General features: G+C 45.6%; 13 protein-coding genes and 2 tRNA genes. 7 read left to right on the top strand and 8 right to left on the bottom strand.

Annotation, left to right across the window (positions count from 1 at the left end):
• On the top strand, positions 1-1,363 hold a 1,363-nt coding region (locus F7B60_03260), incomplete at its 5' end, for an AMP-binding protein (GenBank protein ID MCE4614530.1).
• 81 nt (positions 1,364-1,444) lie between these two features.
• On the opposite strand, the gene F7B60_03255 is transcribed toward F7B60_03260, so the two are convergent.
• The 6 genes from F7B60_03255 to F7B60_03230 all read right to left on the bottom strand — a co-directional run bounded on the left by F7B60_03255 (position 1,445) and on the right by F7B60_03230 (position 7,057).
• A complete protein-coding gene (locus tag F7B60_03255; protein MCE4614529.1) occupies positions 1,445-1,750 on the bottom strand; it encodes a transposase in 306 nt (101 codons plus the stop codon).
• Positions 1,751-1,789: 39 nt separating this feature from the next.
• A complete protein-coding gene (locus F7B60_03250) occupies positions 1,790-2,626 on the bottom strand; it encodes a mechanosensitive ion channel family protein (GenBank protein MCE4614528.1) in 837 nt (278 codons plus the stop codon).
• Positions 2,627-2,645: 19 nt separating this feature from the next.
• Positions 2,646-3,305: a TrkA family potassium uptake protein gene (locus F7B60_03245; protein ID MCE4614527.1), complete on the bottom strand. Its 660-nt coding sequence runs from the start codon at positions 3,303-3,305 to the stop codon at positions 2,646-2,648.
• Positions 3,306-3,339: 34 nt separating this feature from the next.
• Complete coding sequence (locus F7B60_03240) at positions 3,340-4,074, bottom strand: hypothetical protein (protein ID MCE4614526.1); 735 nt, start codon at positions 4,072-4,074, stop codon at positions 3,340-3,342.
• 277 nt (positions 4,075-4,351) lie between these two features.
• Positions 4,352-5,302, bottom strand: coding sequence for an amidohydrolase family protein (locus F7B60_03235; protein MCE4614525.1), 951 nt, complete (start codon positions 5,300-5,302; stop codon positions 4,352-4,354).
• Positions 5,303-5,416: 114 nt separating this feature from the next.
• Positions 5,417-7,057 carry a long-chain-fatty-acid--CoA ligase gene (locus F7B60_03230; protein MCE4614524.1) on the bottom strand — a complete coding sequence of 547 codons (1,641 nt, stop codon included), beginning with the start codon at positions 7,055-7,057 and terminating at the stop codon, positions 5,417-5,419.
• Between the two features lie 177 nt (positions 7,058-7,234).
• Here F7B60_03230 and F7B60_03225 point away from each other — a divergent pair.
• From F7B60_03225 to F7B60_03210, 4 genes are all read left to right on the top strand, one after another.
• A tRNA-Pro gene (locus F7B60_03225) sits at positions 7,235-7,344 on the top strand.
• Between the two features lie 105 nt (positions 7,345-7,449).
• Positions 7,450-7,935 carry a hypothetical protein gene (locus F7B60_03220; GenBank protein MCE4614523.1) on the top strand — a complete coding sequence of 162 codons (486 nt, stop codon included), beginning with the start codon at positions 7,450-7,452 and terminating at the stop codon, positions 7,933-7,935.
• A 127-nt stretch (positions 7,936-8,062) separates the two neighbouring features.
• Entirely contained in the window at positions 8,063-10,117 is a 2,055-nt protein-coding gene (locus F7B60_03215) for a hydantoinase/oxoprolinase family protein (GenBank protein MCE4614522.1), read from the top strand.
• Between the two features lie 5 nt (positions 10,118-10,122).
• Positions 10,123-11,805, top strand: coding sequence for a hydantoinase B/oxoprolinase family protein (locus tag F7B60_03210; protein ID MCE4614521.1), 1,683 nt, complete (start codon positions 10,123-10,125; stop codon positions 11,803-11,805).
• Here F7B60_03210 and F7B60_03205 read toward each other — a convergent pair.
• On the bottom strand, positions 11,802-12,758 hold the full coding sequence (locus F7B60_03205) for a hypothetical protein (protein ID MCE4614520.1): 957 nt from the start codon (positions 12,756-12,758) through the stop codon (positions 11,802-11,804). The genes F7B60_03210 and F7B60_03205 overlap by 4 nt on opposite strands.
• A gap of 170 nt (positions 12,759-12,928) precedes the next feature.
• Between F7B60_03205 and F7B60_03200 the strand changes: the two genes are divergently transcribed.
• Positions 12,929-13,396: a hypothetical protein gene (locus tag F7B60_03200; GenBank protein ID MCE4614519.1), complete on the top strand. Its 468-nt coding sequence runs from the start codon at positions 12,929-12,931 to the stop codon at positions 13,394-13,396.
• Between the two features lie 102 nt (positions 13,397-13,498).
• The gene (locus F7B60_03195) at positions 13,499-14,779 is read left to right on the top strand and encodes a hypothetical protein (protein MCE4614518.1); all 1,281 of its coding nucleotides are present in this window, start codon (positions 13,499-13,501) and stop codon (positions 14,777-14,779) included.
• Positions 14,780-15,568: 789 nt separating this feature from the next.
• On the opposite strand, the gene F7B60_03190 is transcribed toward F7B60_03195, so the two are convergent.
• Positions 15,569-15,656: transfer RNA gene (locus F7B60_03190), tRNA-Leu, on the bottom strand.
• Positions 15,657-15,796: the final 140 nt, after the last annotated feature.

Genomic DNA, 15,796 nt, shown 5'->3' with positions numbered 1-15,796 from the left:
TAGGGGTGTTGGTAGGGGTGATGTTGTTGCTGTTTTGGATGTTAATAGTGTGAGGTTTATGGAGATAGCGTATGCTGCTGGTTTGTTGGAGGCTGTTTTTATGCCTGTGAACTTCAGGTTGCCTCCTGTGACTATTGCCGAGATTGTCGGCGAGGTTAGGCCTAGGGTTTTGTTTTACTCTGAGCCGTTTAAGGGTTTGGCTGATAACTTGGATGTTGGGTTTAAGTTTGAGTTGGAGAGGTATGGGGAGATATTGAGTGGTGGGTCTGTTTATCGTGTTGAGAGTGTTGACCCTGAGGCTCCCTATGCGTTACTGTATACTTCCGGTACGACTGGCAAGCCTAAGGCGGTATTGTATAGTCAGAGTAAAATGGTTGCTGGAGCATTGTCTATCGCTCATCAGTTGGCGTTGTATGATACTCCGGCTAAGCTGGGTAGCGGAGATGTTATGCTGTCCCTGATACCGGTGTTCCACATACTGTCTTGGGGCTCGATATTCATAGCGCCTTTCGTCGGTGCTAAACTGGTGTTTGTACCGAAGATGGACTCGGAGTATTTGGCTGGTGTGATTAAACGGGAGGGTGTGACGTGGATGAACGGTGTGCCGACTATGATCTATATGCTATTGGAGAGTGGTGAGCGGTTCGATGGGTTTAAGGCGTTGATAGGCGGTTCCACTGTGCCTATTAGTTTGGCTGAGAAGATGAAGAGGGCTGGCATGGTTTACTCGACAATCTATGGCGCTACTGATATGCTCGCTACGTCGATTTCTATTGTTACTGATCATACTAGTGCTGAGGAGGCTAGGCAGGTGACTCACCCGGTGCCTTATGCGGAGGTTAAGATAGTGAAGGAGGATGGTAGCCTAGCGGCTCCAGGTGAGCTTGGGGAGATCTGGTATAGGAGTCCGTGGATGCCGGATGGCTACCATAATAATCCGGAGAAGACGCGGGAATCGTTTGTGGAGGGATGGTTCCGTACCGGTGACCTTGGCGAGCCTACTGTTGACAGTGGATTGAAGGTTTTGGATAGGGTGAAGGACGCTATTAAGAGCGGTGGAGAGTGGATTCCGAGTAGTGTGTTGGAGAGTATTGCTAGTGAGGTTGAAGGTGTAGAGATGGTTGCAGCTGTCCCTGTCAGGCATGAGAAGTGGGGTGAGAGGCCTGTCCTGGTGTACGTTGGCGATGTGGGTGAGGAGCCTATTAGGAAGCATTTCATGGAGGCTGTTGGGGAGGGTAGGATTGCCAAGTTCTGGATACCTGACAGGTTCCTCAGGGTTGACGAGTTACCGTTGACTAGTACGGGTAAGATACATAAGATGCAGATAAGGGAGCTTGTCAAGAAGATGCTAGGCTTAGAGTGATTTTCTCGTTTTTATTATAATTCAGCCGGGTTAATGATAGTTTTAGGGAAACGGGAGAAGTGCTGGTAATTTGTTTGAGGGTTAGAGTTCGTCTAGGTCTATTTCTATTGTTTCCCCTTCCCTGTCCGGCGGTGGTTCCACTGGTTCCAGTTTCTTTGCCCCTTTCGCCCCTTCTATTTCCAGGTCTCCGCTTCCTACTTTTAGTTTGTTTATCACTGCTTTCCACTTGTATCCGCAGTTGGGGCATGTGAATGATCCCATTACTGTGATCGTTATCCTCCCCTTCTTGTCGGGTAGTGGGGATACTAGCTGCCATGTTTTATCCGGTTCTTCTATTTTTGTACCGCATACTGGGCATGTATAGGGGTCTTGCTTCCTCCTCGGCATTACTGGTTCACCTTGCTGGGTTTTCTGGTTTGAGCGGTTTTAAGGGTTTGGCTGCTGGCATTTTACTGTTTCTATTTCTCCTTTTATCTCGCTTGTAACCATCGCGTTTGCTATTGTTTTGATTAGCTGGCCTATTCTGTGCTGATCGTATCTCGGGCCCTGCATCCTTGTTTTCATAAGGTATTCCCCGTATTCGCTTGTTACTTTGAGTGGTGTTAACCGTATTTTCTCATCTGGAACTGCTAGGTACTCTCCTTTCCTTGCTTCTAGGAGTGTAGATAGCTTCTTCTCGAGGTTGGCTAGTGTGGAGAGGCCTCCTTCGTAGTATATTTTTAGTTTGAGGCATACGTCTATTGTTTCCCCGTGCACACGGTAGGTTCTCTGTAGGAATTCCTTGTTTGGTACGCATTGTATGCCACCGCCTGTTTCTAGGACGGTATGTAGGAGGCTTATTTCACGCACTCTTCCCTCGATTTCGCCGATTTCGATGTAGCTTCCTACTTCTATTATCCGGGATATCATTATTGTATAGTATCCGACTAGGTTGACTAGGACGTCCCAGCTTATGATTATTCCAAGGATTATGAGGACGATAACCAGTATGCCAAGCTGTTGTGCTTGGGTGAAGATGTAGATTATAGCGATTATGGCTAGAATATAGGTTATGAGGTCTATTGTCCTAGAGATTTTCTCAGCTGCGTTCTCGGTCATTATGCCTTTCTTGTAGAGGCCTCTGAAGGTTTTGTGTGATCCTTTAATGACTAGGTATAGTATTATGAGGACTAGGGCTGTGTAGGTTAGGTCTAGGAGTATTCTGTTAGATTTTATGTATAGCCAGGAGCTTTCTAGGTCGACTAGTAGGCTTGTAAAGTCCATGGATCACACCTCACGTATACTAGCCTATCGCCTCGTCCAGCTTGTCTACACTGTCTATTTTTGATAGGGCGATTATAATATATCCCGGCTCGAGGCTTAGAACTTTATCCGGGTCGAGGAAGTTTTCACCGTCGAATACTGCTATTACTTTCACTGTAGATGGCAGCTCGCTCTCTACTTCCCTTACGGATTTCCCTAGTGCTTTACTTACCTTTGTAATGGTTCTTGAGGCTATGATGAAGTCTCCTGTGTAGACGTTCACTATTTCTACTGCAGAGAATCTCCCCTCGATCTCGCTGAACAGTATTCCGGCGACGATATCGTTCTCCGCTACAGAGGCCTCTACCCCCAGCATGTTGAGGAGTTTTATTGTGGCCCTGTTTTTCGCTCTGACGAATATCCTGTTTACACCGTATTCCTTTGCTATGCTTGCGACGAAGAGGTTTACCTCATCCCTATCTGTCGCCGCTACTACTACATCGAATGTTTCTAAGTCTAGTTCTTCGTAGAGCATGGGGTCTGTCGCGTCTCTCACTATTCCCTCAACATCAGCCTCAGCTGTTATCCTCCTAACTTTAGACTCGTTTTTATCTACTACGACTAGGCTGTGCCCTACTCTTGCAAGCCTGACGCAGAGGCTCTCGCCGACGCCTCCGCCTCCGATGACGAGGATCTTCAAATCCTACACCCCGTTGAGCATGATTGTTTCACTGTTATTTTAGGGATTCTAGGTACCTAACCAGGTTCTCCGCGGCTCTTCCTCTGAGAACGGTCTTCCTGAAGTACTTGGATTTAAATCTTGGCAGGCCTATGGGTTTGATATATTTTAACCCTTCTTTCTCCGAGACAGCAATCTTCAAGGGTTCGCCTAGGAGTATGCCTCCGCGTGCTGGTGAGAGGTAGAAGACTGGGTTCCAAATGTACCCGGTGAGCCTGCCGATCGAGTCTACTCGGGGGTCTATTAGTACTGCCTCGCTCCACCCTAGGATTGTAGTTTCAATTATTTTCGATATCTCCATGTAGCCTATAATATATATTCCCCTACGGCTCCTTTCGAGGACGCTTCTTATGTCATGTAGCCTCCACCTTGTTTTGAAGAAGTCCTTCGGGTAGTGGGCGAGGCCTGCTGTGTATACTATGTGGTCTCCTTCCGCTGCCCCTAGACTTTTGAGCCTACCGGTGGCGTCGCAGTATATGCCTCTATCTACTATGGGGCACCCTGGTGTCAGCGCCCTTGAGACGGGTATGGTTCTTGTGCTCGTGCGGAGGGAGTCTACTGGAAGGTACCTTTCTAGGGTACCCTTTATGCATTTGGCGTGGAATTCTTTGTAGGGCACTCCTATCGGCATGGGTCTGGGTATTAGGTCTATGCAGTCCTCCCTGTAGATGGGTGAGTAGTACCCGCCTATGCTAGTGTCGAACCATTGTCTGATTAGGAATACTTTCAACGAACCACCTGTTTGATTATTTTATAATCGAACTATAAATCATTTCCATTAGAAACTAGGGGAATCTTGAAAAACTCATTGTATAATAAGATTCAAATGGAATAGCGTGGAGGGATGGATATGGTGTTTGGGCCCATGGAGGAAGAGGAGGAAGAGCTCTTGAATCTCCTCGAGGAGGATGAAATACAGGATCTCGAGGAGGTAGAGGAGCTGGCTGAGGAAGAAGAGGAGCTTGACGGTTTTTTCGAGGAAGATGAATTATAGAATATGGCCATAGTTAAAAGATCTTCCACCCGTGAGTTCCCAGTAGCCTAATAGCGTTTTCCCTTAGAATTCTCATTTTAACATCATCACTCCAACAGGCTTTTATGTATTCACACACAATGTCCCTTAAGGTTAAGCCGACCATGTACGGGTAGTCGGAGCCGAATAAGAGCCTGTCCGCACCGAGCTTTGCCACAGCTTTCCCTACAAAGTAGGTGTCTATCGCGCTTGTATCGAAGTAGACGTTCTCATGCTTCCTGCCTAGCTCGATGCTTTCATGGAAGAATATGCCCGGCTCCAACAGGCTGTAGCTACCTAAGTGGGCTACAACAATATCCAAATCCTTGAATATTCTTGCGACACCGTCGAGACTCCTAGGCCTAGCTGTTTTACACATAGAGGGGAGCTCCCATATACCAGGGTCGCATCCGGTGTGTACTATGAGGATCATGCCGTTATCCATTAATGCTTGATATATAGGGTAGAGCTTTTTGTCCCCAGGGTCTATGAAGTGGAATGTCGGGAACAGTTTTAATCCTAGGACTCTTCCCTTGTTCCTCTCAATACACTTCACATTATCCTCTAATGGGATATCTGGGTTGTAACTGATTACCGGTACTAATCTGCCTCCACTGGATTCGGCTGCGGCCAGTATTTCCTTGTTATCTCTACGGTGCTCAACTAGGAGGTACTCGTGTTCCTCGAGGACTTTATCGGGGTTTTCTATGATTCTCCTTATTACACTCCACCTGCTCATAACAGCGTGTATGCCGCTTTCACTCAACGCTTTCCTCAGGGCTTTTTTATCCATTCTGACTTTGAAGAGTTTCCTACTGGTTTCAACGGCTATTACTACACTATGCGATACTCCTGACTTGTTCATTGATTCAACCAGTTTCCAGCCTGCTTCAACGGGATCTTTGGGTTTCGGAGGTAGATGCATGTGGAAGTCTATTATGTGCAAGGCTTGCTCACTGTCCTCTGGAAATGAGGGGTTGCTCGCTGTTTTACTAGTCTAGAGCGTAGGGGTTTATAAAAACGGTTGGAAGCTATTGTAGGGTTAAAAAAGATTAGTGGGTTATTCGGTTAGAACATGCAAGTATTTTTCTCTCAGGACTCTCTTGTTAACCTTACCTACACCCGTCAAAGGCAACTCTTCTACTACGAGTACTTTGTCAGGCAACCACCACTTGGGAATTTCTCCAGATCGAACTGCCTTCTGCAGGATCCCCATAATATCATCTACGGTAACCGAGGTCCCTGGCTTGGGGACTATGAGTGCTACAGGCCTCTCACCCCACTTCTCGTGTTTGGCAGCTATTACGGCTACCTGGCCCACGCTAGGGTGCCTGCTTATTATGTCCTCTAGTCTGAGGCTACTTATCCATTCTCCGCCGCTCTTAATCACGTCCTTGTCTCTGTCGACTATTTTGACGAATCCGTCTGTATACCATACCGCTATATCCCCGGTATGGAACCAGCCGCACCGCCACGCTTTCCCCGTCCTCTCAGGGTTCTTATAGTATTCATAGGCTACCCATGGCGTCCGGACGAGTATTTCACCCATAGTCTTACCGTCCTTCGGCACTGGATTGCAGTCCTCATCGGCGACGATGAGGTCTACTAAGGGTATCGGTATACCAGTCCTTGTCCTTAGCTCTAACTCTTTCTCCGGATCCAGCTTCTCCTTAGGCATATGCACTATTGTTAGTATGGGTGCTGTCTCAGTCATACCGTATCCTGAGATAACGTCTATTCCCTTGGATAATGCTAGCTTGGCTAGTCCCTTAGGTAGTGCTCCTCCTCCCACTACGAACTTGAAGCCTGTTAGATCGTATTTCTCGGATCCCGGTGCGCTTAGTAGCATGTAGAGTATTGTTGGCACGCCTGCGGCGTATGTTACTTTCTCCTTTGTTATGAGTTCGAGCATCATTATGGGGTCTAGTTTGCCTGGATATACTTGTTTGAGGCCGATCATTGGTACAGCGTAAGGCAGTCCCCAGCTCCATACGTGGAACATTGGGACTATATGCATGAAGATGTCTCCTTTGCTAAGGCTTACTCTTGGAGCTGATGTGACGTGGAGGAGGCCCATTAATGCGTGGAGTACTTGCTGTCTGTGGGTATGGTATACTCCCTTGGGTAGGCCTGTTGTTCCACTGGTGTATCCCATGCCTGCCACTTGGTTCTCATCCACTTCGGGCCACTCGAATTTCCCACCATATTCCTTAAGGAGGTCCTCGTAGTTGTGGGTTGGCTTGCCTGCTATGCTATCTGGGTGCCCGTCTTCTCCGACGAATACGTATCTCTCAACTGTTTTCAATTCATCCCCCAGCATCTGGGCTAGTTTAGTGAAGTCAGTGTGTACTACTGCAACCTTGTCTTCCGCGTGATTCATGACGTAAACTATCTCTTTGGGGGCTAGTCTAACGTTGACCGGGTGAACTACTGCACTCATCATGGGAACAGCCATGTAGAGCTCATAGTGCCAGTGAGTATTCCAGTCTAGGGTTGCAACTCTATCTAAGTGTTTCACTCCAAGCGTACTTAAGGCAGCAGCAACTTTCTCAACCCGCTCACCGAATTCTTTGTAGGTATACCTCAGCTTATCCCTATAGATTATCTCACCGTCGGGGTAATCCGCTATCATTTCGTCATATATTCTTTTGATGGTTAACTCGTAGCCAGGTCTGAAGGGGACTTTCTCGGGTAGAGTCAAACTTCTCACACTCCACACTCATATAGGAGTAGATGGTTAGATCACCATCTGCGGATGGTTTACTAGTCTTATTGTAATATAGCATTGTGAAATATAAGGTTAACATATTTTCAACTCGGCTCTAGGGAGAACCATTTAAAACCGTAGCCTGTATATACATGTAAAACGCTGGTCGTTGGGGCCGTCGTCTAGCCTGGCTAGGATGCCAGCCTGGGGGTAGATCCCCCGTGACGCGGGGCATACCGGAACGCTGGTGGTCCGGGGTTCAAATCCCCGCGGCCCCACCACCAGGCCTCTAACGGTAATACTGGACTAATACTATTATTATACACGGGTCATACCTTGAGACACTGTTTAATCCGTCCCGGGACAAAATAATAATAGTGGTGAGTTTGGGACTCCTAAAACTATTATTAGGATTTGATAAGAGGGACTACTTGGAACTCCAGGATAAGCTGGGGGGACTCGGGGAGGAGAACATCCAGCTAAAACAGATCGTTAAGAAACTCCAAGACCAAGTGGCTAACTTGGAGAAGGAACTTTTAGCTACTAGGAGAGCATTAAACACTGTTATCGAAGATATCGAGTATGTTAAGCAGAAGCTCGAGGAAGAACTAGAAGAAGAGCCTAACAATGAGGAAGAGGATGAACTGGAAGTCGGAGAGTCTAGCATTGAGGAACTTGAAGAGACCGTTCTATCACTGATAATCGACGGCATTACCAGCCCGAAAGACCTGTTAGAGAGAACGGGTTTGAGTAAACATAAACTCTACGATATATTGAAGAGGCTGGCTGAGAGAGGACTAGTGGACAAGCAGAGGAAGGGGAGGAGGGTTCACTATAAGCCAACCGCTCCTCCCCCCACACCCTCACCATAAATATTTTTGTAGCTAAGAACAGTTTCTGCATAAACCTATTTTTATTAACTGTTTTTATACAATATTATATAATACGATTGTTTCATATTGCTGTTATCATAATAATTTTCAATCAATGGTGTATGTCTTGTTAAAAGTAGGTGTTGATGTAGGCGGAACCTTCACTGATTTCACTGTATTCAACATGCAAACCGGGAGGATATGGAACCTCAAAGTCCTGACAACACCTAGAAACCCTGTCAAGGGGGTAATCAATGTCATTGGAAGAGGATTAGAGGGAAGCCTCAATGAAGTCTCTGTGCTTGTTCACGCTACGACTCTAGGGACTAATATGTTTCTAGGGCAAACGGGCTTAGAGCCTCCTCCAGCTGTATTAGTTACAAATGAGGGTTTCATAGATGTAATAGAGATAGGTAGGCAAAACAGGCCACAGCTATACAACCCCTATTATACTAGGCCGAAACCCCTCATACCTAGGAGTAGGAGAATAGGGGTTAAGGGGAGAATAAGTCTTGGTGGAGAAGAACTTGAACCCCTTGGTAAAGAGGAGCTGTCAAGAAAGGTAAAAGCTTTCTGCGGTGAAGGAATTAAAGTATACGCTATATCGTTCCTCCATAGCTATAAGAACCCTCTACACGAGGAGGAGGCCAAGAAAACTATAATGAAGTCTTGTCCGGGTGCGATTGCAGTTGCAAGCCATGAAGTAGACCCTCAGCCAATGGAGTATGAGAGGACGAGTACCACTGTGGTGAATGCTTTACTCATACCATTAATCGGAGAATACGTCTCTAGACTAGAACAATCCCTAAAGGAAAGAGGATTCCAAGGGAGCATCCTATTAATGCAGAGTAACGGGGGAGTAAGCAGTGCTGAAGCAGGCTCCCGGACACCAGCAGCGTTCATTGAAAGCGGGCCAAGTGCGGGGGCAATTGCTGTAGCGTACTTCAGCCGGCTTCTAGGGACAGGTAAATCACTAGGTTTCGATATGGGGGGGACATCTGCGAAGGCCTCATCAGTGATTGATTATGAGGCGGAAGTCACTTCCATATATGAAATAGGCGGAGAAGTCCACATGGGGAGACGAGTAAGAGGTAGCGGTTACCCGATTAGGTTCCCATACATAGACCTTGCCGAGGTTAGTGCTGGAGGAGGTACAATAGCCTGGGTAGACCCCGGTGGAGGCCTCAGGGTAGGGCCGAGGAGTGCTGGAGCAGATCCGGGGCCGGCATGCTATGCTCGTGGAGGAAAGGAGCCCACGATAACGGATGCTAACCTTGTATTGGGGAGACTTCCAGAAGTTCTGGCGGGAGGAGGGCTGAGGCTTGAAGGGGATTTGGCTTTTGAGGCTGTCGCGAGGATCGCGGAAGAGATTGGGGTGGATACAGTTGAGGCGGCTTGGAGTATTGTAAAGATCTCGAATACCATTATGAGTAAGGCCCTCAGGCTAGTTAGTGTGGAGAGAGGCCACGATCTGAGAGAATTCGCGATGTATGCTTTCGGCGGAGCAGGACCACTCCATGCCGTGGAAATAGCTAGAGACCTAGGGGTTCCGAGAGTAATAATTCCACCTTTCCCCGGTGTTTTCAGTGCTTTAGGCTTGCTTGTAACAGACTACAGGCACAGTTTCACTAAGCCCATTGTTAAACTAGCAAGCGAAGTTACTGACGTAATGTTGGGGGCACTATACAGTGAAATGATGGAGGATGCGAATAGGATTCTTGGTACTGAGAAAATACCGGAAGATGGAAGGGTTATGGTGATGGTTGTCGAGGCAAAGTATTGGGGGCAGGGTTACACTTTACAAGTCCCGTATACAGGTAGCGTGCAGGGTACAGTTGAAGCGTTCCACGAGTTACACGAGAAGCGTTATGGTTTCTCCAGCAGGGAAGAGCCTGTGGAGTTCGTCGTAGCTAGGCTTGATGCTGTAGGTAGAGTTGGTAATCCGGAGTTTAAGGTTGAAAAGAAGAGTAATAACGGTGAAGCAAAGCCTATTAGTATTAGGAACGTCTTTTTCGAGAGAGGATGGATTCGATCTCTAGTGTACAGTGTTGATAATTTGAATCCCGGGGACATAATTAATGGCCCAGCGGTTATCGAGGCGCCTGACTCAACTATTCTCCTCCCTCCCGGTACTGAGGCTTTCTTCCACGATACAGGTGCATTAATAGTGGACCTGAGGTGAGAAAAGTGGTGGATAAAGTTACAGTAGAGGTCATAAAAAACGCAGCCATATATGCTAGCGAAGAGATGGGGGTGGTCCTAAGGAACACTGCTTATAGTCCAAATATTAAAGATAGGCTAGACCATAGTTGCGCTATCCTCGCGCCTAATGGTGATCTCGTTGCTCAGGCCGAGCATATACCAGTTCACCTGGGAAGTATGAGTGTAGGTGTTAGGAACACTTTTAACTTCCTAGGGAAAACCGGTGAAGGATTCGATCCCGGGGATGTTGTCCTGGTTAATGATCCCTATATCGCTGGTACGCATTTGAATGATCTATTATTAATGAAGCCAGTATATTATAATGGTGAGATGATAGGCATAGTATCCAATAAAGCCCACCATGTAGATGTAGGCGGCTATGTTCCAGGCAGCATAGGAGGCGGTGTGGAAGAGCTTGTTCAGGAAGGGACAATTATACCTCCTGTGAAGATTATGAAGTCAGGTGAATTCAATAAGGATCTTCTCCGTTTGATCGAGTCTAATGTCAGAACACCTAACTACTTTAAGGGGGATTTGAAAGCGCAAATAGCTGCGTTGAACGTAGGTGAGAGAAGGGTCTTAGAGCTAGCATCCAAATACGGTAGCAGGGCAGTTACGGAGGCGTGGGACGAGATACTCAGCTATACGGAAAGGTATACTAGGAGCATACTCAGAAGCCTTAACGTGGGAGGAGACTATGAGGCTGAAGACTATATGGAGACCCCCGGGGGAACTGTGAACATCAGGGTGAAACTGAGCTTCTCCGAAGGCATGCTTCGAGTAGACTTCTCCGGTACACATAGCCAGGTGAGATATCCTATAAACGCTGTATACGGAGTGACGGTCTCGGCGGTAAGCTTTGCTCTGAAAACCATCCTAGACCCTATTATGCCGATGAACCAGGGATTCCTTAGAGTTGTAGGAATATACGCGCCGAAAGGATCTCTAGTTAACCCAAGCAAACCAGCCCCAGTCAGCGGAGGCAACGTAGAGACTAGTCAGAGAATAGCCGACGTAGTTTACAGAGCACTGGCGAAGGCTTTAACCGAGAAAGTGCCTGCAGCTAGCTGCGGGACGATGAGTAATATGGCAATAGGAGGAGTCAATCCCGATGCAACACGATGGGCATTCTATGAGACTATAGCATGTGGAAGCGGAGGGAGGCCATGCTGTGATGGAGTAGATGCCGTCCAAACCAACATGACCAATACCCTCAATACGCCTATAGAACTCTTAGAGAGGGAGTACCCTATACTCTTCACAGAATATAGTATTAGAAGCGGTAGCGGTGGACATGGAAAATACAGGGGAGGCAATGGAGTAGTCAGAGCATTCAAGGTGCTTCAAGGAGATACGAGGCTAACGGTTACAGGGGAACGAGTGAAAACAAGGCCATGGGGTTTGGAAGGAGGCTTGGAGGGCATGTCTGCAGAATACTTAGTAGTGAAAAAAAGTGGTGGCATTCTTAGATTAGGTAGCAAGGATTCAGTTACTCTTGACGAGGGAGATGTTGTTATGGTAAAGACACCGGGGGGTGGAGGATATGGTGATCCATGCAGCAGGAATAGCGCTGATATACGGAGAGATATAGTAGATGGTAAAGTAGATGAAGGGTGGATTCGAGTCCTAGAAGAAATGTGTGGGAAACGCTTCAAGTTTATAGTCTAACTTTTCTTTTCAGTTATACCTAGTATTACCCCACTTAGCTCGCCGCTTCTGTGAATATTATCTATGTCTAGCCTATAATTTCCCTTGAATACATACACTGGTACAATATAGTCATTGAGAGTAATGGTGTATTTCAGTGATAGGCTTCTGATATCAGCTTTCGTGAAGGCAAGTGTACTGATATACCAGTCCTTGGATATGATCTTCCCTGAAATCCTTTGGATGAGGTAATCGGAAATGTTTTGAGGCTGTACGACTTGATATTCTGCTAAGAGGTATATTTGCTTGAATAACCAACCAGATATTTCCATAATACTTCCGTTCTCAGTTTTTATGTCTATCCATATTGTGGACGGTATCCCTTGGAAGAGCCTGACTAGTGAGACTTCATTGTTTGTTTTCAACACGATGAAATCCCATGAAAGTAATCCTACTCGTTGAACGAATATTACAGGGTTCTCCTTAACTGGCTTTCTAAAGGATAGAGTAAATTTTCCATCTAACTTCTTATATAAGAAGAATACGGTAGAGTTACTGTATATATATTCGTTTGTCTTATTGTTAAATGTAATGTTTGCCATATTAAGTTTAAGAGGCTTTAAAGCAGATACAAGTTCTCTTGTAGTATTGAATGTAATTGCCTTATAAATAGGTAGCTCTTGAGGGAACTCAGTTAACGGTATTGTAACATTAATAGGGAATTTTATCTTGTAGTTAAATGGGTTTCGACTCGTTATAACAATAGTTGTACCGTTACTGAGCTTAATTGACGTAGGATTCGGGGAAGGGTTTGCGGTTAGTAAGAAGGAGGCTAACCCTATTTCACTTTGCAAAGAAGATGCAGTTGTAGTATTATTTAACTTCGCTTGCTGAGTGGTTTGATAAAGTGAGTAGATGGGTATAGCTATAAATGTTAGGATTAATAGGAGGGCAATAAACTCAACTGCATTCAAAGTCAGACACCTATTAACCTCTTAGACATCTAGTGTTTTTACCTATTTTATATTGTAAACGATAGTATTTATAGCCTACACATAAGCCGTACGTAATATATAAAAATTTAAATAAAGCTGGAGACAAGGAACTAGTGAACCATTACAAGAACATGTTCGGAGAAAATAATATGGGAATGAAAACTATATTCATAGTGATCATCATTCTACTAGGAATAGGTTACCTCGCATTAAACAACGGGGAGATAAATATAAACCTATCAACTCAAAAGGAAAGCAGCAATCTATGGACAAATGATAACTTTACTCAGGCAGCAACAGACCCGATGAGCCACAAAGGCGATAAAGTAAACCTAACGTTACTGATGTTCAACAACCTGGATATCTCAGGACTAAAGGGTATGGAAGCATACCTAGGCACAGTCCAGCAATTACAAGCAAATCCTATGGATGCTAGTAGGAGAGTATATATATCCTACAATCCTGAAACACTAACTGACAACATCGCACCCGGTGACTGTATACATATAACAGGAACGATAGAAGGCATAGCCCACATAACTACACAGGATAACTCACTGATAAACGTAACATATATCAAAACTGGCACGATAGAGGAAACACCTTGCCCGCCGTGAGCAGTATTTCCTTATTTTTAACAATAAAAGAAGCCTTCTGGATAGAATAAAATAGGAACGAAAGCCAATGTAAAAACCATCGAGGATATCGGTGGTTTCATTATGAGGGGAACTCTAATCATAATCTTGGTTCTAGCCCTTATTCTAGCAGCGTTTTACGCTGGGTATGCTTATTACAAGCTATCAAACTTACAAGGCAACTACAACACATTGTCTATAGAATACCAGGAACTCGAGGAATACCACAGCTACCTAAAATCCAACTACACCTGGATATCACAGAACTATAAAGACTTGAAAAGAAGCTACTACAACCTGACAGGCAGGTATAATGAACTCCAGCAAAAATATACGAAGCTAATCAATAATTATAACAGGATCCGAGGGAAACTACTGGAATACAATAAGACTATGAGTCAACTCAGGATATGGCTTACAGGTAATATAACTAAATGCAGCCAACTCGTAGAAGAGTACACGGCTAAAATAGTAGGCTTGACTGAAGAGAATAAAGAGCTATCAATAAAACTGCGAGCATATGAGAACTGGCTTGAAACAAACTCAACCCTTTACAAGCATTCCGTAGCAAACCTAACTGAACAGGTGAACAATTATACCAAGTATGTCGAGGAAATGTATACCATAGCGTCTCTAACCACGGCTAATCAAAGCGAGAGAGATCAATTCCTAAACGAAGCTCTAGTCTCTGCTGAGAATTTCACAAGAACATTCAGCTCCACCAACGGGGAACTGCTAATCAATCTCTTCAAATGGATACAGTTAAACACGTATTATCAATATGATCCCTACATACTATTATACGGATACGGTAAATTTAACAACATATGGAAACTACCCAACGAGACGATAGCAAACGAGGGAGGGGACTGTGAAGACCTATCACTCCTAGTCTATTCAGCACTAAAAGACAAGGGATACGATGCTTGGCTAATCTTCTGGCATAACGAAACTATAGGAGGACACACATCTGTGCTAACAAAAATCAACAATGAATGGTATATAATAGACCCCGCAGGCGAATGGCTGAATGCAAACACACTAACCCTGAAAATGGATGCGAAAGACACGCAAGGAGATGAATACTACATCTACCTACACCCCACGCAACTATCCCCAGATACAAAGAAATGGCTACTAAACAACAAGTTCGCCACACTCACATGGATAGACGATCAAACTAACAACGAGGAAACACAGCCAATACTAGACAGATACAGCAATCTACAGGCACTAATATCCGACTGGCTGAACTGGTGGAGCCAACAAGGATACACATTTACAGGTTACAGCATAATGGACATCGGAATCTACAAAGAATTCAATACCACAACAGAATTGATCAACTATTTGGTAACTTCCTAAAACACATCTTCATATCCGATGTAGCTGCCTCGGGATCGTCTACTATGTAGTTAACAATCTATTAAGCAGAAACCCCTAGCTAATCAAGCAGGCAATAGGATGAAGGCGAAGCTTCCCCCTCATATCTTACATAGTCCTCTAGACTCCTTAGATAAGGTTAACTACAAACGTCAAGAAGACTTGCAAACCTGAAAAGAGGATTGTCAGACTAATAGTTAGCTAGTATGATTCGGGAAGTACGCTGTTCTAACCGCGAGAAAAGAGGATGATAACAATGCCTGAGGGTAAGGTTGAGCTGTGCAGTTGCAACTGAAGCAACCAGAAGGATCCCTGCAGGTGCAAGTCTTTTGACAATGTTAACTGGGGAGTTAACAGGTAAGTGGCCTTGAGAGCTGTCACACTCAAGATACTTGAAGACTAACTATACCAAGTAAACATATACTCCCAAGCTAATGGTATGATTAAAAGCAATGTCATAAGGCGGGCCATCTACGACTACTTGGAGCAGGAGACATGCAAAATAGTTACTAGGCGGCTGAGAATATACTATGAGGGTTGAAGTAGCATAAGTGAAGCCGTAGATAATACTGTAGCCCCGCCTATACACCCTCAACAAGGGTGTAATTGTACGCTTATATCAAACGGTTCAGGAAGAAGAACGGCAAGAAATACGGTTACCTAGTCATAGAGGAATACCAGAACGGGGAGAAGAGAGTAGAGCTCCAAATCAGCATCCCAGAGCTCTACAGGATACTAGTCACAGGCAAATCCACCAGCAAGACTGGTGCTTGGTGCGGGGGGTGGGGTTCGAACCCACGCAGGCCTACGCCAACGGGTCTTAAGCCCGCCCCCTTTGGCCGGGCTCGGGCACCCCCGCCCCCATTCTCTTTTAGGTTATGATGCGTTTGGGAGCCCTTATTGGTTTTGGTTGTGGCGGGCCCGAGGGGATTTGAACCCCTGGCCACCGGCTTCCCCGGGCTGACCGGGGAAGAGCCTCGCTATCCGGCCTTCTACTCC

This window comes from Candidatus Tiamatella incendiivivens, assembly GCA_015522635.1.
Lineage (GTDB): Archaea > Thermoproteota > Thermoprotei_A > Sulfolobales > Acidilobaceae > Tiamatella > Tiamatella incendiivivens.
Note: the sequence above shows the minus strand (reverse complement) of the source record. Positions and strands in the feature narration are given on the sequence as shown.

Coding starts and splice junctions, on each gene's coding strand:
- F7B60_03250 (MCE4614528.1), bottom strand. CDS start 2,626: ATGGACTTTACAAGCCTACTAGTCGACCTAGAAAGCTCCTGGCTATAC.
- F7B60_03195 (MCE4614518.1), top strand. CDS start 13,499: ATGAGGGGAACTCTAATCATAATCTTGGTTCTAGCCCTTATTCTAGCA.
- F7B60_03255 (MCE4614529.1), bottom strand. CDS start 1,750: ATGCCGAGGAGGAAGCAAGACCCCTATACATGCCCAGTATGCGGTACA.
- F7B60_03200 (MCE4614519.1), top strand. CDS start 12,929: ATGGGAATGAAAACTATATTCATAGTGATCATCATTCTACTAGGAATA.